This is a genomic window from Microlunatus parietis, from assembly GCF_013407955.1.
Classification (GTDB): Bacteria; Actinomycetota; Actinomycetes; order Propionibacteriales; family Propionibacteriaceae; genus Microlunatus; species Microlunatus parietis.
Window position 1 is genome coordinate 2,317,947 of sequence record NZ_JACCBU010000001.1, and the last position, 17,944, is coordinate 2,335,890.

Annotated in this window: 18 protein-coding genes; 8 read left to right on the forward strand and 10 right to left on the reverse strand. The window is 68.7% G+C overall.

Annotated features, from left to right (window positions below; all coding sequences use genetic code 11):
* Positions 1–1,770, forward strand: coding sequence for an ABC-F family ATP-binding cassette domain-containing protein (locus BKA15_RS11035; RefSeq protein WP_179750719.1), 1,770 nt, complete (start codon positions 1–3; stop codon positions 1,768–1,770).
* Here the strand turns inward: BKA15_RS11035 and BKA15_RS11040 are convergent, their stop codons facing one another.
* Together BKA15_RS11040 and BKA15_RS11045 are read right to left on the reverse strand one after the other, a co-directional pair.
* Positions 1,771–2,553, reverse strand: coding sequence for a polysaccharide deacetylase family protein (locus BKA15_RS11040; RefSeq protein WP_179750721.1), 783 nt, complete (start codon positions 2,551–2,553; stop codon positions 1,771–1,773).
* A 167-nt stretch (positions 2,554–2,720) separates the two neighbouring features.
* Positions 2,721–4,187, reverse strand: coding sequence for a lysyl oxidase family protein (locus tag BKA15_RS11045; RefSeq protein WP_179750723.1), 1,467 nt, complete (start codon positions 4,185–4,187; stop codon positions 2,721–2,723).
* A gap of 218 nt (positions 4,188–4,405) precedes the next feature.
* On the opposite strand from BKA15_RS11045, the gene BKA15_RS11050 reads away from it, so the two are divergent.
* From BKA15_RS11050 to BKA15_RS11060, 3 genes are read left to right on the forward strand one after another with little or no spacing between them, the layout of a single operon-like run.
* Positions 4,406–4,840 (forward strand): hypothetical protein, encoded by a 435-nt coding sequence (locus tag BKA15_RS11050; RefSeq protein ID WP_179750725.1) that lies wholly within the window; start codon positions 4,406–4,408, stop codon positions 4,838–4,840.
* A 2-nt stretch (positions 4,841–4,842) separates the two neighbouring features.
* On the forward strand, positions 4,843–5,241 hold the full coding sequence (locus BKA15_RS11055) for a hypothetical protein (RefSeq protein WP_179750727.1): 399 nt from the start codon (positions 4,843–4,845) through the stop codon (positions 5,239–5,241).
* The gene (locus BKA15_RS11060) at positions 5,238–6,179 is read left to right on the forward strand and encodes an ATP-grasp domain-containing protein (protein WP_179750728.1); all 942 of its coding nucleotides are present in this window, start codon (positions 5,238–5,240) and stop codon (positions 6,177–6,179) included. Before BKA15_RS11055 ends, BKA15_RS11060 begins: the two co-directional genes overlap by 4 nt.
* On the opposite strand, the gene BKA15_RS11065 is transcribed toward BKA15_RS11060, so the two are convergent.
* The 3 genes from BKA15_RS11065 to BKA15_RS11075 form a co-directional block, all read right to left on the reverse strand.
* Positions 6,167–6,922 (reverse strand): ABC transporter permease, encoded by a 756-nt coding sequence (locus BKA15_RS11065; protein ID WP_179750730.1) that lies wholly within the window; start codon positions 6,920–6,922, stop codon positions 6,167–6,169. The two genes, BKA15_RS11060 and BKA15_RS11065, sit on opposite strands and share 13 nt — an antisense overlap.
* Before the next feature lie 2 nt (positions 6,923–6,924).
* A complete protein-coding gene (locus BKA15_RS11070; protein WP_179750731.1) occupies positions 6,925–7,923 on the reverse strand; it encodes an ATP-binding cassette domain-containing protein in 999 nt (332 codons plus the stop codon).
* A gap of 65 nt (positions 7,924–7,988) precedes the next feature.
* Positions 7,989–8,639 (reverse strand): PadR family transcriptional regulator, encoded by a 651-nt coding sequence (locus BKA15_RS11075; protein WP_179750733.1) that lies wholly within the window; start codon positions 8,637–8,639, stop codon positions 7,989–7,991.
* An 84-nt stretch (positions 8,640–8,723) separates the two neighbouring features.
* Between BKA15_RS11075 and BKA15_RS11080 the strand changes: the two genes are divergently transcribed.
* Positions 8,724–10,094 carry an FAD-binding oxidoreductase gene (locus BKA15_RS11080; RefSeq protein WP_179750735.1) on the forward strand — a complete coding sequence of 457 codons (1,371 nt, stop codon included), beginning with the start codon at positions 8,724–8,726 and terminating at the stop codon, positions 10,092–10,094.
* A gap of 17 nt (positions 10,095–10,111) precedes the next feature.
* Here the strand turns inward: BKA15_RS11080 and BKA15_RS11085 are convergent, their stop codons facing one another.
* The 3 genes from BKA15_RS11085 to BKA15_RS11095 all read right to left on the reverse strand — a co-directional run bounded on the left by BKA15_RS11085 (position 10,112) and on the right by BKA15_RS11095 (position 12,978).
* Positions 10,112–10,594, reverse strand: a complete 483-nt coding sequence (locus BKA15_RS11085) for an SRPBCC family protein (RefSeq protein ID WP_179750737.1) — start codon at positions 10,592–10,594, stop codon at positions 10,112–10,114.
* Positions 10,591–11,436 (reverse strand): ArsR/SmtB family transcription factor, encoded by an 846-nt coding sequence (locus BKA15_RS11090; protein ID WP_179758386.1) that lies wholly within the window; start codon positions 11,434–11,436, stop codon positions 10,591–10,593. The genes BKA15_RS11085 and BKA15_RS11090 overlap by 4 nt, the downstream gene beginning before the upstream one ends.
* 93 nt (positions 11,437–11,529) lie before the next feature.
* Positions 11,530–12,978 (reverse strand): sulfatase family protein, encoded by a 1,449-nt coding sequence (locus BKA15_RS11095; RefSeq protein WP_179750739.1) that lies wholly within the window; start codon positions 12,976–12,978, stop codon positions 11,530–11,532.
* A gap of 173 nt (positions 12,979–13,151) precedes the next feature.
* Here BKA15_RS11095 and BKA15_RS11100 point away from each other — a divergent pair, with 173 nt between their 5' ends.
* The 3 genes from BKA15_RS11100 (at position 13,152) to BKA15_RS11110 (ending at position 16,365) form a co-directional block, all read left to right on the forward strand.
* Positions 13,152–14,120 (forward strand): sugar-binding transcriptional regulator, encoded by a 969-nt coding sequence (locus BKA15_RS11100; protein WP_179750741.1) that lies wholly within the window; start codon positions 13,152–13,154, stop codon positions 14,118–14,120.
* Between the two features lie 198 nt (positions 14,121–14,318).
* Positions 14,319–15,740 (forward strand): type I glutamate--ammonia ligase, encoded by a 1,422-nt coding sequence (gene glnA / locus BKA15_RS11105; RefSeq protein ID WP_179750743.1) that lies wholly within the window; start codon positions 14,319–14,321, stop codon positions 15,738–15,740.
* 148 nt (positions 15,741–15,888) lie between these two features.
* Positions 15,889–16,365, forward strand: coding sequence for a GNAT family N-acetyltransferase (locus BKA15_RS11110; protein WP_179750745.1), 477 nt, complete (start codon positions 15,889–15,891; stop codon positions 16,363–16,365).
* 39 nt (positions 16,366–16,404) lie between these two features.
* On the opposite strand, the gene BKA15_RS11115 is transcribed toward BKA15_RS11110, so the two are convergent.
* Together BKA15_RS11115 and BKA15_RS11120 are read right to left on the reverse strand one after the other, a co-directional pair.
* Positions 16,405–16,854, reverse strand: a complete 450-nt coding sequence (locus BKA15_RS11115; RefSeq protein ID WP_179750747.1) for a hypothetical protein — start codon at positions 16,852–16,854, stop codon at positions 16,405–16,407.
* Between the two features lie 240 nt (positions 16,855–17,094).
* Positions 17,095–17,865: a class I SAM-dependent methyltransferase gene (locus BKA15_RS11120; RefSeq protein WP_179750749.1), complete on the reverse strand. Its 771-nt coding sequence runs from the start codon at positions 17,863–17,865 to the stop codon at positions 17,095–17,097.
* Positions 17,866–17,944 lie beyond the last annotated feature (79 nt).

Genomic DNA, 17,944 nt, shown 5'->3' on the forward strand with positions numbered 1-17,944 from the left:
GTGGCCAATCTCGTCAACGCCGAGCGGATCAGCATCGCCTTCGGCACCCGGACCCTGCTCGACGAGGTGAGCCTCGGCCTGGACCGCGGCGACGTGATCGGCGTCGTCGGTCGCAACGGCGACGGCAAGTCCACCCTGCTGCGGATCCTCACCGGGGCCCTGGAACCGGACAGCGGCCGGGTCACCCGGTCCGGCGGCGCCTCAGTCGGCTATCTGCACCAGACCGACGACTTCGCGCCCGACGAGACCGTACGGACCGTGATCGTGGGCGGTGCCGATGATCATGTCTGGGCGGCCGACTCGACCACCCGGTCGATCGTGCAGCACCTGCTCGGCGACGTCGATCTGGACGCCCGGATCGCGACACTGAGCGGCGGCGAACGGCGCCGGACCGCCCTGGTCCGGCTGATGCTGGCCGGGCACGACCTGCTGGTCCTGGACGAGCCGACCAACCATCTCGACGTCGAGGCGGTCGCCTGGCTGGCCGAGCATCTCCGCGCGCTGCAACAGGGCCGCACCGCGATGCTCGTAGTGAGCCACGACCGCTGGTTCCTGGACGCGATCTGCACCCGGATCTGGGAGGTGCACGACGGAATCGTCGACGGCTACGACGGCGGCTATGCGGCCTATGTGCTGGCCCGGGCCGAACGAGCCCGGCAGACCGCCCAGATCGAGTCCCGGCGGGCCAATCTGCTGCGCAAGGAGCTGGCCTGGCTACGCCGCGGCGCACCGGCTCGGACCTCGAAGCCGAGGTTCCGTACCGAAGCCGCGACCGCCCTGATCGAGGACGAGCCGCCGCCCAGGGACACGGTCGAGCTGAGCCGGCTGGCGACCAGCCGGCTGGGCAAGGACGTGTTCGACCTGCACCGGATCACGCTCCGGGTCGGCGACCGGGAGTTGATCAAGAACCTGGACTGGTCGATCGGGCCCGGGATGCGGATCGGCCTGATCGGCGTCAACGGTGCCGGCAAGACCACCCTGCTGCGGCTGCTCGCCGGCGAACGGGAACCGGACGCGGGGACGATCAAGCGCGGCCGGACCGTCCAGCTCGGCCAGCTCAGCCAGACGGTCGGCGAACTGCCCGAGGACGACCGGGTCCGGGACTCGGTCAGCGCAAATCTCACCCAGCTGGCCAGCGGCCGTGAGGTCAGCGCGACCTCGCTGCTGGAGGACTTCGGCTTCACCGGCGACAAGCTGATGGCCCGGGTCGGCGACCTGTCCGGCGGCGAGCGCCGGCGGCTGCAGTTCCTCCGGATCCTGCTCGACGAGCCGAACGTGCTGCTGCTCGACGAGCCGACCAACGATCTCGACATCGACACCCTGACGGTGATCGAGGACTATCTCGACCGCTGGCCGGGCACGCTGATCGTGGTCACCCATGATCGCTATTTCCTGGAGCGGGTCTGCGACGTGACGTACGCGCTGATGGGTGACGGCCGCTGCGTCCTGCTGCCCGGCGGGATCGACCAGTACCTTGATCATCGCCGCAACGCCCCGGCGGCCACGAGCACTCCGGAGCCGGAGCCGGCCGAGACCGCGGCACCGAAGCTCTCGGCGGCCGAGGAACGGCAGACCAAGAAGGACCTGGCCCGGATCGAGCAGCGGCTGCAACGGGCCGAGACCGCCATCGGCAGGCTTCATGATCAGATGGCCGGGGCGGCGGCCGACTACCAGCGGCTGGCCGAGCTGCAGCGCGACCTGGACGGCCTGACCGCCGAGCGGGACGCGCTGGAGCTGGAGTGGCTGGAGGCCGCCGAACGGCTCAGTTGATCATCGCCAGGACTTCGGGTATCGCTTGCCGGGCTTGGGCTTGCCGAGCAACTCGCTCACCGTGACCAGCGTGTAGCCGCGCTTCTTCAGTCCCCTGATGATGCCTTCCTGGGCGGCGATCGTGGACCGGTGGATGTCGTGCATGAGCACGATCCGGTTCCTGGCCGCGCCGCGCAGCACCTTGCGTTTGATCTTGCGCGCATTGCGGCTGGACCAGTCGAGCGTGTCGACGTCCCACAGGATCTCGGCCAGGCCGGCCTTCCTGGCCGCCTTGGTCACGCCCCGGTCCGTCGCGCCGTACGGCGGACGCATCAGCCGCACCCGGCAGCGGCAGCCCTTCTCGATCGCGGCCGAGGCCCGCTTGAGATCCCGGTACGCACCCTTGACCGACTTGCGGTTCAGCGAGTCGTGGTCCCACGAATGGTTCGCCACCTCGGACCCGGCCCGGTGGATCTTCCGGACCAGCTTCGGATGCCGCCGGGCGAGCTGGCCGAGCTGGAAGAACGTCGCCCTCACCTTGTGCTTCTTCAGGATCTTGATCAGCTTGCCCGTCGTCCGCGGGTTCGGCCCGTCGTCGTAGGTGAGCGCGATGCACTTCAGCTTCTTGCAGTCGACCGCCGGTCGGGACCGTTTCGCCGCGGCGTTCGGAGTCGGCTTCGGCGACGCCGCCGCCACCGTCAGCGGCACGACCGGCCGGCCGGCGGACGCCTCGGAGACGATCCTTTCGGACGGCGCAGTACTGGTGGGCGGAGCAGCGCCGCAGGCGCCGAGGAGCAGGGACATCCCGAGCACTAATGCCGCAGCCGCAGAAACAGGCGCGGACCCTTGGATTCGCACCGGGCTGACACTACTCCCACGAAGCGACCTGCCGCTCGACTCAACCGCCGCAAGCAGGGACGCTCGCCCCGGTGGCTGGTGGCGAAGCGCACGTTCGCCGCCAGCCTCCTGGTTCAGTGTTCGTGGCCGTCCGGCGGCGGCTCGGTGATCACCCCGATCTTGGCGACCGTGACGGTGCGGTGGCCGTTCGTACCGCCGATGGTGACCTTGCGGTAGGTGGTGTTGTTGCCGGTGCTGGTCTCGACGAGCCTTCGTTCCGGGTTCGCCGTCACCTCGATGTAGTAGACGCCGTTCTTCAACCCCTTGAGGTCGAACGACTGGCCGGGCAGCGACTGCACGTAGGTGTCGCCGGAGCCGCTGGCGAGCACCTCGCGGATGGCGATCGACGAGCGGTCGCCGCACGCGGTGTGCAGGTCGGTGTTCTCCGGTTTCCAGTTCGCGCCCTTGATCGTGTAGTCGATCGCATCGGTGTTGGCCAGGCAGAACGCCTCCTTCTGGCTGCGGACGACGACCTTCTTGTCCTCGTCCAGCAGCCGGTAGCGCGCGAAGTCGGTGAAGTGCCAGTGCTCATGCCCGTCCCGCGCGTCCCACTCCATGGTGCCGACCCGGCGGTGGCCGATCTGCTTCCCGGAGCGGTTGAAGAAGTACTGGTAGGCGTCCATCAGGTCGTCGTTCTGATCTTGCCGGAAGCCGTCCACCACCAACGGTGACGGTCCCGCATTCCACACCGTGGCAGAGAAATCGAGGTAGCGGCCGCGGTCGATCATGATGCCCCAGGCGGGCAGCGAGCGAAGATCGGGCAGCGGCCCGATCGGCTTGGTGATCATGGCCCGACCCGTCGGCCGGACCGGGGCCGGCTGGTCCTCCGGCGCCGTACGGACCGGCCGGCGAGCCCGGTCCTTCCCCTCGACACCCTTGATCACCTTCAGGTTGACCGTGCTGGTGGCGTCCGCCGCCGGGATCTCGAACAGGTCCCGATAACCCTTCGCAACGGTCGTGGTGATCTTGTAGCTGCCGGGCTTGAGCTTCGTCTCCAGGTAGTCGACCGCACGTACCGCGAAGCCGCGCTCGATCCCCCACACCGCCCCGATCGTGTACGGGTTCGCCGCACACCCGACCGGGTAGGGCGACGTGGCCGGCGCGTCGGGCCGGCGCCGTACCTGCTCCGAGGCGCCCGGGCAGAAGTCGAGCCGGCGCTCCAGGACCTGCTTCCCTCCTCCGTCCACGACCCGCACGGTGAAGAACCTCCGCAGGCCGTCGAACGTCGGCACCGAGGCCTCCGGGATCCGCCGGTCGGCGCCCGGCTTGACCTGCCAGGCACTGATCGGCCGGTCGTACGACGTCCGGTAGGCCCGGATCTCGAACGGTCGCCGGCCGGCCACCGCGTAGAGGTTCAGCGGGACCGCGGTATCGCCGTCCCAGTTCTCCGCAGTGATGTTCTTGGTCGCCACCTCGAGCTTGAGCGGCACGTCCCTCGGTGCCGCTGCCGCGGGCGCCCCCGTCGATCCGCAGATTCCCGCACTCATGGCCACCGCGGTCAGGGCGCCCACAGTCGCCCGCCGCAGTCGATATCCGGTCATTCAGACCCCCTCGCTGTCGAGCGGCCCCGTGCCACTCACGACCGATACGGTCCGGCGGCGGGATCCGTTGCACGGCGATCCGAACTATTTCGGTGGGTGATCAGGGGTCGGGTACGAGTTCGGGGGTTCGACTGACAGCCCTCCGTTCCTGGTGGACGATGGTGAGGAAGGCAGGTCCGGGAGCGGGCCCCGCAGTTCACCCCTGATCGGAGTCAACGATGACTGAACTCGACGATCTCCTGAGCCGGCTTCCGCAGCCCCAGGAAACGATCACCATCACGGGATTCGCCGTCGGAAAGAGCGACGGGTATGTCCATCTCGCGGTCCGTACGGGCATCATCGGGGTGCCGCTCGACGAGATCACCGACCTGCGCCGGGTGGACGCCCCGGGCACCACCTCGGAAGTGGTCGAGGTCGATGTGAAGGACCCCGCGATGATCACCCAGCTCCGGCGGGTCCAGCTGTTCCCCCGCGGCGGCGAAGGCGTCTCGCTGGCTGCCGATTCCGGTCACACCACCTGGACCATCCCGATCCACAGCGAGACCGCGACGCTGACCGGGGATCCGTTGGAGCGCGACATGACCGACGACGGGATCCACGGTTCGGAGGGTGACGACTCGCACATCGTCGAGGCCGAGGAGATCTGGTTCTGAGGATGGCTCAAGATCAGGATTGGCTGGACACCCTGCCCGCCCTGGACGAGCCGGACGAGGGCGTCGTCGTCTCCGGCATCGCGGTCGGGTCACCGGCCGGGCGGATCCGGCTCCTCGTGACCGACGTGTGCGTCGACTTCGCCGCGGCGGACGTGGCGGGCTCCCGCGTCCTCGCCTCGCTAGCCGGCATCGAGGCCGCCCGGGTCGAGCTGCGGCTCAAGCCGGGCGCGACGGTCATCGCCGTCCAGGACGCCGACGCCCTGTTCGTCGGCGAGGCCTTCGGGGAGGCCACGTTCCCGTACGCGGCGCGCAGGAACACCAGCCCGACCTTCGCCTCGCCCGCCTATCGCGAACTCGAACGGGACTACACCCGCCGCTGGCATCTCGCGGGCGAGAGTTGATCATCATCCTCGCCCCGCCGGCGGATGTGCACGCCCGGCGGGTCAGCCAGGAGATCACCCGGCTCGGCGGCCCGGTGGAGATCGTCGACTGGCGTACCGCGGGCGTGGGGGCGATGGCCTCGCTGCACTTTGCCGGGCCGCGGATCCGCCGATCGATCCGCGCGGACGATGCCCGGACGCTGGATCTCGCCGACGCCGGTGCGGTCTGGACCCGGCGGGTGGGCGCGGCCACGGTCTCCCCTGCGATCATCGACACCGAGCAGCGCCGGTTCGCCCAGGCGGAATGGCGTGATCTGCTGTACGGACTGGCCGAGGGGCCGACCGCGGTCAGCCCGCTCAGCTCACAACGCGCCGCGACGAAGCCGGCCCAGCTCGCGCAGGCACCGCGGGCCGGCCTGATCATCCCGGAGACCTTGATCACCAGCGATCCGGCGGACGCGGCGGCCTTCATCGATCATCATGCCGGCCGAGTCGTGCACAAGGTGATGAACGGTCCCGCCGATCGGCTGCTGGCCACGGCACGCTGGGACGAACGGCACCGGGCCGAGCTGGACCGGCTCCGGCTGACGCCGACGATCTTTCAGGAACTCGTCGAAGGGCCGCGCGACCTCCGGGTCACCATGATCGGCACGGAGTGTCTCGCGGTCGCGTTCGACCGCGGGCGAAGGCCCGGCCCGGTGGACTCGCGGCTCGATCTCGACGTGCCGGTGCGTCCGTACGAACTCCCGGCAGGCGTCCAGGCGGCGCTGGCGCGGCTGATGGCGGCGCTCGGACTGACCTTCGCGACGATCGATCTCAAGGAGGGCTGGGACGGCACGCTCTACTTCCTGGAGCTGAACCCGCAGGGCCAGTTCCTCTATGTCGAGATCCTGACCGGTCTCCCCATCGCCGCCGCGATGGGGAGACACCTGGTGGAACTCGACGGTCAGGCGTTCTGACGGCGGAACGTCCGGGTGCCGATCCAGAGGCCCGCCGCGGCCAGGACGATCGCCCACAGCACACCCCAGAAGGTCTGACCGGTGAGCAGGTCGCCACGGAAGACCGCCCGAACACCGTCCACGATGTGCTTGGTCGGCAGCACGTTGCTGATCGCCTGCAGCCAGCCCGGGCCGAGGGTCATCGGCAGCAGGATGCCACTGAGCAGCAGCAACGGCAGCGTCACCATGTTGAGGATCGGGGCCAGCGCGTCCTCGCTCTTGGTGGCCAGCGCGAGCGCGTACGAGCTCGAGGCGCAGGCCGTACCGACCAAGATCACCAACACCAACCCGAGCAGCATGCCGCCGATCGACCCGCGCAGCCCGAAGGCGAAGGCGAGCCCGATCAAGATCAACCCCTGCACGGTCAGTTGCAGCACGTCACGGAGCACCCGGCCGAGCAGCAGCGCGACCCGACTGGCCGGGGTGACCCGTTCGGCCTCGATCACGCCGTCGCGCCACTCCCCGATCAGCCCGAACCCGGCGAACAGCGCACCGAACAGGCCGAGCTGCACCAGCAGACCCGGCACGAAGAGCGTGTACGCGTTCGCGGTGCCCAACTGGCCGGCGATCGGCTCCAGCAGCGGGCCGAACAGGACCAGGTAGAGCACCGGCTGCAGCATCCCGATGATCACCCAGGCCGGATTGCGGACGGCGAGCCGGAACTGCCGGCGGAACACGATGAACGTGTCGCGGAAGAAGGTCATGATCAAACTCCTGCGGCTTCGAGTTCGGGACTCGGCGCGGCGTCGTCGCGCAGCGAATGCCCGGTCAGGGTGAGGAACACGTCGTCGAGCGTCGGCCGGCGCACCTCGACCGCCGCCAGCCCGATGCCGTCGGCATCAAGATCACGGAGCAGGCCGGGGAGCACCGCGCCGGCCTTCGGGATCCGTGCGGTCACGGTGGTCTCGACCGCCGCAATCTCGACCGCGCCCGAAACGTCCCGCAGCCGTTCGATCGCCGGCCCGAGCCGGTCCGGATCGGCCAGGGTCAGCTCGATCAGATCACCGCGGACGGCGGACTTCAGGGCCTCCGGGGTGTCGGCGGCGATGATCTTGCCGTGGTCGATGACGAAGATCCGGTCGCACAGGGCGTCGGCCTCGTCCAGGTAGTGCGTGGTCAGGAAGACCGTGCTGCCGAGCCGGTCCCGCAGCGCGGCGATGTGCTGCCACAGGTTGGCCCGGGCCTGCGGGTCGAGACCAGTGGTCGGCTCGTCGAGGAAGATCAACTTCGGCTGGTGGACCAGTCCCATGGCGATGTCGAGCCGGCGCCGCTGGCCGCCGGACAGGCTGCGGCCCGGACGGGTCCAGATGCCGTCCAGGTCGAACCGGGACAGCAGGTCGCGGGCCCGCGCGGTCGCCGTGGCGCGGTCGATCCCGTACAGCAGGGCATGATCGACAAGCTCGTCGCCGGCCCTGGCCTCGCTGGAAGCCGACCCGGACTGGGAGACGTAGCCGATCGATCGGCGGACCTGGACCGGCTCGGTGGCGACGTCGTAGCCGGCCACCGTCGCGGTGCCCGAGGTCGGCCGCAGCAGGGTGGTGAGCATCTTCAGGGTGGTCGACTTGCCGGCTCCGTTCGGGCCGAGGAAGCCGACGATCTCCCCCTCGGCGACGTCGAGGTCGACACCGGCGACGGCGTTGACCTCGACCTTCTCGCGACCGCGACGGGTCAGGAAGGTCCGGCTGAGTTGGCGTGCATGAATCATGGATCGCTCCTCCTTCGATCCATGATTATTCAAATTTGAGCCCGAATAGTCAAATTTGAATGCTGTCAGCCGTATCGCTTGGCGATCTCCTCCCGATAGCGCCGCGCCTGCTCGACCATCTCCCAGCCCGCGTCGTCCTCCGGCGGCTTCCAGGGGTCACCGGACTCGCCGGCGAACCAGAGGAACCCGTTGTCGAGCATGGTGGCGAACTCCCTGGTCCAGGCCAGTTCCGCCTCCGCCAGCGTGTAGTGCATCGTCAACGTGTGCCGGACATGGGTCGGGATGTTCTCGTTGCTGATCTTGGCCACCAGGCCGTCGCGGTACTGGGCCACGCTGTCGACCCGGACCCTGATGGCCGCGACGACCTCGGCCCGGGTCAGCATCGGGGCGAACGACATGGCGGCCTGGAACATGATCTGATCCGGCCCGGTGGTGCCCTCCAGCCCGCTCCGGACCAACTCGTTCAGTTGGTCGGCCCCGGCCGGGTCCACCTCGTAGACGGCGACGGCGCGGTCGGCCTCGGTGAGCTCGTGCCGACGCAGCAGGCCCTGCTTGGACAGGCTGTTCAGCATCGAGTAGATCGAGCCGGGCCGGACCTGGGCCCAGTCCTCGACGTACCAGGAATTGAGCTCGCGCATCACCTGATAGCCGTTGACCGGTTGGAACAAGGAGACGACGCCCAGCACCAGCATCCGGGTCACCGCGGCACTCGCCATGCGGCGCATCCTAATGAAAGCGTGCCGTGCCACTGAGCGGGCCAGTTCTCGGTGCGGCGAGTACGGACGACGTACCGTGAAACCATGTCCGAGTCGTCGCTGCAGGAACTGGTCGCCGCGTTGCCGCCCGGCGTCGTGACCACGGAGGCGGCGACGATCGAGAACTACCGGCACGACTGGTCCCGGGACCCGTCCGCCGGTACGCCGATCGCGGTGGTCCGGGCCACCGACGCCGATCAGGTCCAGGCGACCGTCCGCTGGGCGGCGGAGCACAAGGTCCCGATCGTTCCGCGCGGCGCCGGCAGCGGCCTGTCCGGCGGCTCGTCGGCGGTCGACGGTGGGATCGTGCTCAGCCTGGAGCGGATGCGCAAGATCGAGATCGACACCGACAGCCGGGTCGCCGTGGTCGAACCGGGCCTGCTCAACGCCGAGGTCAAGGCGGCCGCCGCGGAGCACGGACTCTGGTACCCGCCCGACCCGTCCTCGTACGAGATCTGCTCGATCGGCGGCAACATCGCGACCAACGCCGGCGGCCTGTGCTGCGTGAAGTACGGCGTCACCACCGACTACGTGCTCGGCCTCGACCTGGTCCTGGCCGACGGGACCGCGATCACGCTGGGCGGCAAGCGGGTCAAGGACTCGGCCGGACTGTCGCTGCTCAAGCTGTTCGTCGGCAGCGAGGGGACGCTGGGCATCGTCACCCGGGCGATCCTCCGGCTGATCCCGGCCCAGCCGCCACGCTCGACGATCGTCGGCACCTTCCCGACCGTGGTCGCGGCCGCCGAAGCCGTGGTCGACATCGGCCGCACGCTCCGCCCGTCGATGCTGGAGTTGATGGACCAGACCTCGATCAACGCGGTCGAGGACTACCGGCCGATGGGGCTGGACCGGGACGCGGCCGCGATGCTGATCGCCCAGTCCGACGCCCCGGAGGGCGCTCGGGAGGCGGAGATCGCGATCATCGAGCAGGCGTTCACCAAGGCCGCTGCGATGGACGTCTTCCTGACCCACGACGCCGACGAGGGCGAGCTGTTCGTGGCCGGCCGCCGGGCCTGTTTCGACGCCCTGGACGCACGCGGCGCACTGCTGCTCGAGGACGTCGGTGTGCCGGTTCCGGTGCTGCCGAAGCTGGTCGAGGGCATCGTCGCGATCGCCGCCAAGCACCAGGTCGAGATCCCGGTCGTCGCGCACGCCGGCGACGGCAACACGCACCCGAACGTCGTCTACAACGCCGCCGAGGAAGGCGCCCGTGACCGCGCCCTGATCGCGTTCTACGAGGTGATGGACCTGGCGATCAAGCTCGGCGGGACGATCACCGGCGAGCACGGGGTCGGCCGGGCCAAGCGCCGAGCCCTGCCCGACCAGCTCGGCCCGGACGTGATGGCGCTGACCCGCAAGATCAAGAACGCCCTCGATCCCGACGGCATTCTCAACCCCGGCGCCATCCTGGACTGATCACCGGCGCGCGGCGGTCAGCCGCCGAGGCCGTTCGGGAACCGGTCGGCGACGCCGTTCAGGGCAATGCCGTGTTCGAGCAGCGCCTTCGCCGAACACAGGGCGATGGTGAAGCCCTCGGCGGAGCCGACCGCGTACGCCGCAAGCTCGTCGCCGGTGCCGGACAGCCCGGACTCGGTGACCTCGACGAAGGTCGCGTCGTCGCCGTGCGGGGTGAAGCGGAACTCCACCGCCGTCATGCCGTCGTTGGTCCAGTGGAACTTGATCAACTTGTTCTTGATCAACTCGTCGACTCGGGCCTTCGCCGAGACGCCGTACATCTCCCAGTCCCAGGTGACCTCGGCGCCCTGGGTGAGTGGACCGCTGCTGCGGGTGAACCAGAAGCGGGTCGTGACAGCGGGATCGGCGAACGCCTGGAACACCTCGGCGGCGGGTCGGCGGATCAGCATGGCGACCTGCACGGTCGGCGCCTGGGTGAGCTGAAGGGTGGCCTCGGTCATCGGGAATCGCCTTTCGTGGTGGGCGGTACGGGGTTCGGGGACGGCTCGGACACGGACGGCAGGGGTTCGCCGGTCTCGAGCAGGGTCTTCAGGTCGGACAGCAGGTGGGGCCAGCCACCGCTGATCATCTGCAGCAGGTCGCCGTCGGGCTCGCAGTCGCCGTGGATCACGGTGAGCCGGACCAGGTCGTCACCGGCCGGCTCGAGGTCGAAGGTGATCTTGGACCGGCGTTCGGCCCGGAGTCGGGCCAGGTGCTCGGCGCTGACCCCGGCACCGTCGGCCCACTCGGTGGTGAACGTGTGCCAGGTGTAGCACAACCGGCGATGGGGTACGGCCTCGAGGACGACCTGCTCCGGATCCTCGATCCGGTGACCGCTCTGGTCCACCCACACCATCGGCGAGCCGGGCTGCCAGTCCGTCTCGAACGTCGTGCCCCAGTAGCGGCGCGTGAACGCCGGCTCGGTCAGCGCTCGCCAGAGCCGTTCCGGCGAGGTCTTGATGTATGTCGTGTAGACGAACTCGGTGTCATCCATCCGCTCCCCCTCCAGGGCTGATCTGAGGTCGGCGAGCGCCGCCGCGCGCTGCCGGTCGTAGCGCGTCATCCAGCGGTCGGCGACGGCCTCGATCGGTGCCGCGTTCAGGTAGTGCAGCTTCTCCCGGCCGCGCCGGACGGTGGTCACGAGATTCGCGCCCTCGAGCACCGCGAGGTGTTTGCTGACCGACTGCCGCGCCATCTCCAGCCCCTCGCACAGCTCGCGAAGGGTCTGGCCGTTGCGCGTGTTCAGCCGGTCGAGCAGCCGGCGGCGACTGGCGTCGGCCAGCGCCTTGAACACCTCGTCCATCACCGCTCCGATCCTGTTAGGCAGCCGATTGGCTGCCTTTTTCACGATAGGCAGCCACCTGGCTGCCTGTCAAGGCCTCGCCGGCCGGGACGGTCAGCGGTGGTCGCGCCAGAAGTCCACCGTGTGCAAGGCACTCCGGGCTCGCCAGCGGCTGATCACGTCGGCCAGCCGCGCCTTCGCCCGGCCCGCCTCGGAGTCGGCCGGCGCATCCCAGAGGGTACGGAGCTCGTCCGGGTCCGCGGTCAGGTCGAACAGCTGACCCTGGTCCGAGTCGACGAACTCCACGTACTTCCAGCGGTCGTCGCGGACCATGGTCATCAGCTCGGTACCGGTCAAGATCATGTCCCGGGCATGCTCGGAGAAGACGTACTCCCGGCCTTCCCACGGCTCACCGCGCAGCGCCGGAAGCAGCGACTGCGCCTCCATCCAGCGCGGCACCTCGAGGCCGGCCAGCTCCAGCACGGTCGGGCCGAGGTCCATCATCGCGGTGAGCGCGTCGATCCGCTGCCCTGCAGCGATCCCTGGGCCCCAGACGATCGCAGGCACCCGGACGCTCGCCTCGTACATGGTCCACTTCTGGCTGTGTCCATGATCACCGAGGCAGTCACCATGATCAGAAGTGAAGATGATCACCGTGTCATCCAGCACACCGCGGGCCTCCAGCGCGCCCATGATCAACCCGAGCTGCTCGTCGATCTGGGACACATTGGCCAGGTAGTGCCGGCGCTGGCGGAGCGACTGCTCCTCGGTCGGGTCGGCCAGGTGCACCACCGAGTCATGATCGTTCTCCTCGTGGTGCCGGCGCAGCTCCTGCAGCACCTCCGGCTGCTGCGCGAGGTCGACGTCGTCGCGGACCGGCAGCGGCACGTCCCGATCTCGATAGGCGTCGAGATGCCGGTCCACCGGGTCATAGGGCGGATGCGGGCCGGGGAAACCGATCTGCAGGAAGAACGGTTCGGTGCCGGGATAGGTCTCCAGCCACCACCGAGCATGGCCGGCGACGAAGTTGTCCGAGTGCAGGTCGTCCGGCAGTTCCCACTCGAAGGCACCCAGCCGCTCGGCGTAGTCGGGCCTGGTCCGGTGCACCGCCCGGGTCGGCTTGGTCAGGCCGTGGGTCCACAGCGCCTTGTCCCATTGATCATGGTAGAAGGGCACGTTGGGATGGAACCGGTCCTTGTTCTCCACCACGGTCCGTTCGTGGAAGCCGAGCGGCGTCTCCCACGGATGGGTGTGCATCTTGCCCACGTTGACGCACCGGTAGCCGCTGTCGGCGAGCCGCTCGACCCAGGAGTGCCGCCACACCTCCTCGTTCCGCAGCACCCCGAACGAGTGCGGGTAGAGGCCGGTGAACAGGCTGGACCGGGACGGCGCGCAGGAGGGAGCGCTGACGTAGGTCCGGGTGAAGCTGGTGCCCTCCCGGACCAGACGATCAAGGTTCGGGGTGTCGACATGATCATGGCCGAGCGCGTTGATCGTGTCGAACCGCTGCTGGTCGGTGATGACGAAGACGACGTTCGGCCGGGTCCGGCCCGTTCCGCTCACGTGATCATTTCCTCTCGTCGGTCAGCGCGAACCTGTGTCGGACACCCCCGGCCAAACTCTCAGATGAGCGATACTGACCCTCAGATGTGCATGAGGCTAGGTGTCGTCGGCGCGGAACGTCAAGGGCCGTACGCCAGACTGTGGACTGGAACACGAAGGCAGGTGGACGACTGGTGGGCACGACAAAGCGCCCGGGCAGCACGACGCCCGAAGGGGCGGACGAGACGGCCCTGATGCTGGCGATCGCCCGGCGCTACTACCGCGAGGACCAGTCCAAGGTGGATATCGCCCGCGAACTCGGGCTGAGCCGGTTCCAGGTCGCGCGGCTGCTCCAGGAGGCGCGGCGGACCGGGCTGGTCCGGATCGAGATCGGCTCGCCCGGCCATGTGGACGAGGAACTGTCGACCCGGGTCGCGGATCGCTGGGACGTCCCCCGGGTGATCGTCGTCGAGGCCCATCCGAGCTCCCAGCAGGCCACGTTCGACTTCATCGGGACCGCCGTCGCCGCGGAACTGGAGCGCCTGGTCACCGAGGACGCCGTGATCGGACTCGCCTGGAGCCGGGCCGCGCCGGCGATGGCGCGCGGAATGCGCCGGCTGCCGCCGTGCACCGTGGTGCAACTGTCCGGCGCCATCTATCCGCCGGGCGGGCTGCCCGGTTCGGTCGAGGTGACCCGGGAGGTCGCCGCCGCGGCGGGCGGCACGGCGCACATCCTGTACGCGCCGCTGGTCGTCCCCGATGCCGAGACCGCGGACGGCCTGCGCCGGCAGCCCGAGATCGCCGCCGCCCTCGGCCGCGGCGACCGGCTCGACGTGGCCGTATTGTCCGTCGGTGCCTGGCGGTCCGGCTCCTCAGCCGTGTACGACCTGCTGCCCAACGCCGACCGCCGGGCGTTGCACGATCGCGGAGTCGTGGGCGAGGTCAGCGGCCGCGTGCTCGACGCCGACGGCCAGGCCGTGATCACCGACCTGGACCGCCGGGTCGTCGGCGCCACCCTTGATCAACTCCGGGCGGCCGAGGTCCGGCTGACCACCGGCAGCGGCGCCGAACGCCGGGACGCGATCGTCGCGGCGATCCGGGCCGGACTGGTCAGCACCCTGGTCATCGACGACGCGCTCGCTCACGTACTCAGCGAAGACTGATCACGGTCGGACCCCGACTCGGCGGCGACACACCCGGCTGTTACATCCGTGAAACAATCGCGCAACTGGACGGAAATTCCGGGTGTCTAGCCTCGGTGAGCACCGAGCGAGAACTCACCGGCCGCTCGTCCAGCCCTGGTCGGTGGTCGGCGCCCGCCGGGCTCCGACCATCCGCCGACAACTCTCACCGGAGGACAGATGTTCCAAGGAGCCGACGACCTGTTGGCCTATGTCAAGAATGAGGGCATCGAGATCATCGATGTCCGGTTCACCGACCTGCCCGGCATCCAGCAGCACTTCACCGTGCCGGCCGGTTCCTTCGGCCCGGAGGTGTTCACCGAGGGCCTGGCCTTCGACGGTTCCTCGATCCGCGGCTTCCAGAAGATCCACGAGTCGGACATGGCCCTGCTGCCGGACCCGACCACCGCCTTCGTCGACCCGTTCCGCGAGGCCAAGACGCTGGCGCTGAACTTCTTCGTGCACGACCCGCTGACCAAGGAGCCGTACAGCCGGGATCCGCGCAACATCGCCCGCAAGGCCGAGGCCTACCTGGCCTCCACCGGGATCGGCGACACCGCGTTCTTCGCTCCGGAGGCCGAGTTCTACGTCTTCGACGACGTCCGGTTCGAGACGAAGTCGAACACCGGCTACTACTCGATCGACTCCGAGGCCGGGGCCTGGAACACCGGCCGGGTCGAGGACGGCGGCAACCGCGGCTACAAGGTGCGCTACAAGGGCGGCTACTTCCCGGTCGCGCCGATCGACCACTTCTCCGACCTCCGCGACGTGATCACCAAGCACCTCGAGGCGTCCGGGCTGGTCGTCGAGCGGGCCCACCACGAGGTCGGCACCGCCGGTCAGGCGGAGATCAACTTCCGCTTCGACACGCTGCTGACCACGGCCGACAACCTGCTGAAGTTCAAGTACATCGTCAAGAACACCGCCTGGGCGGCCGGCAAGACGGCGACCTTCATGCCGAAGCCGATCTTCGGTGACAACGGCTCCGGCATGCACGTGCACTCGTCGGTCTGGAACGGCGGCGAGCCGCTGTTCTACGACGAGACCGGCTACGGCGGCCTGTCCGACATCGCCCGCTGGTACATCGGCGGCATCCTGGCCCACGCCCCGGCCCTGCTCGCGTTCACGAACCCGAGCGCGAACTCGTACCACCGTCTGGTGCCCGGCTTCGAGGCCCCGGTCAACCTGGTCTACAGCCAGCGCAACCGGTCCGCCGCGATGCGGATCCCGATCACCGGGTCCAACCCGAAGGCCAAGCGCGTCGAGTTCCGCTGCCCGGACCCGTCGTCGAACCCGTACCTGGCCTTCTCGGCCCTGCTGCTGGCCGGCCTCGACGGCATCCAGAACAAGACCGAGCCGCCGGCGCCGATCGACAAGGACCTCTACGAACTGCCGCCCGAGGAGCACGCCTCCGTGCCGCAGGTCCCGACCGACCTCGCCTCCGTACTGGACGCCCTCGAAGCGGACAACGAGTTCCTGCAGGCCGGCGACGTCTTCACCGCCGACCTGATCGAGACCTGGATCGAACTGAAGCGGGCCGAGATCGACGCCATCCGGCTCCGCCCCCACCCGCACGAGTTCGAGCTCTATTACGACGTGTAGTCCATGCGCGGTCACTGACCGCCCATGATCAGCCGGAACGGCGGCTGACCGGGAGCGCCCCGCGGTGTAATCGGTCGTCGCCGTTTCGCTTGTCCAGGCTCGGAATGGATGGGCGACAGACGCCGGCCGCTGGTTAGGATCTGCGGGCATGCCCGTCCTGCGCTCGCTGACCACCGAGGATCTCGATCACCTCATGATCGTGCAGCGAGCGGGCGCCGCCGCCGGTCTGGGACACATCTTTCCGCAGGAGACGCATCCCTTTCCCGAGGCGACCATCAGGGACCGCTGGGTGAGGGAGATCGGAAACTCAGAGATCGACTGCTTCGCCGTCGTGGCCGACGGGCGGCTGGCCGGGTTCGCGGCGACAAGGGCGGGCGAACTGCTCCACTTCGGGACCGCGGTTGACACCTGGGGTTCCGGGCTCGCCGGCCAGGCGCATGCTGAACTGCTCGATCACTTGATCAACAAGGGGCACGACTCGGCCTGGCTACGGGTCTTCGAGGAGAATCACCGTGCCGTCCGCTTCTATGAGAAGTACGGCTGGCAACGGACCAAGATCACGTCCCGCACCTCGTTCCCGCCCCATCCCGTGCTCCGCCGGTACGAGATCACGCTCGGCTCCTGACCGCGGACGTCGGACGTCACGCAGAACTCACTCGACGTCTCAGTCCCGGCCGTCCGCCGCACGCTCGGCGGCTGTGCGGGCATCGAGCAGACAGATGTCGTCGTCGACCGTTTCTCGCCAGCTGTCACAAATCTGCAATGGAACCGCCCGGACTGGGCCGAAATCGCCATTGTGAAGGCGTTGCATTGCAGATCTGGGACAGTGACCGCCGGCATCCGCCTCGCTCTCGATCCCGAGGCGCGAAACCTGCGTACCGAACCCCACCCGTGACCGACGAGGCAGAGACGCGAGCTGAGCCTGCACGAGCTCGTCGAGCAACTTCCGGACGACCAGGTGGCCCTGGCCGCTGCAGATCTCCGTCGCCGTTCCCAGCCACCGGCAAAGCGCACCACCGAACCGTTCTCCTGGATCGGCATGATCAATGACCCCGATATTCCCAGCGATCTTGCCGAGAACGTCGACAATACCTGGAGGGTTTCGGGGCGCCACGATCGTGATCCTCTGCGATACGGGTCCGCTCGTGGCGGCCGCAATCAGCAGTCAACCTCGCAACTACACGTGCACAGAGCTGTTTACAGGTCTACGACTCGCGAGCCGCCGCCTGCTCCTTCCGGCGACAGTTGCGGCAGCGGTCGGTTAATTCCTCTCGATCGGCGGCACTTCAGTGCTGTCCGACCCCGCCACGTCGGCGCGCTAACCTGCTGCCCGAGAAGCTCTGAGGCCGCGCCGCTAACCCGCGATCTTGGGACGGCCCCAGCTGAGTTCGGCCTGGATGGTCAGGTCCAGCCAGCCGTCGACTGCGTACGGGCGGACCGCCTTCTCGACGGCAGCGTCGAAGTCGGCGGCCTCCTCAGCGGTCATCAGGTCGCGGGCCAGGCTCGAGGTCGAATGGAACTGTTCGATGTAGTCGGCGACCGTTTGGCGGTACAGGATCGGAGCCGTCAGGGCCGTACCGGTGAGGTCGAACAGACCGCGGTCCCGGAGCGCCTCGACGATGCTGAACTCCGGGTCGAAATCCTTCTTGCGTGAGTGCCGCTGGATGGCCGGGATGACGTCGGTCTGCCAGGGCTGATCGATCGGTCCGTGCCCGACCACGACGAGCTGTGCGTTCGGCGTCAGGTGCGGCACGATCCGCGCGAACGTGTCCTGCCACGGCATCCAGTGCAGGCTCGCTCCGGCCGTCACCAGCGCGTACGGTCCGGCAAGGTCCGCGGTCTCGATCGAGTTGATCTGCCAGGCGAGGTTCGGGTGATCACCGCCCGTACGTCGCCGGCCCGCCGAGACCATCGCCGCCGAGAAGTCGATCGCATCGACCCGCTCGACCCGCGGCGCGAGCGGCCGGGCGATCGCGCCCTCGCCGGCGCCGAGATCGAGCACTCGCCGCGGGTCGTCGGTGATCAGGCCCACCAGCCGATCGAACACCTCGTCCGGATACGGCGGCCGATGCCGATAGGCCTCCGCCACGGCCTCGTACTGAAACGTCGCCGCGAGCTCAGTCATGTCTCGGAGCGTAGCCCGTCGCCTCGCTAGGCAGCCTCGCCTAAACAACACGAGACGTCCTATGTCTTCTAGACTCGTG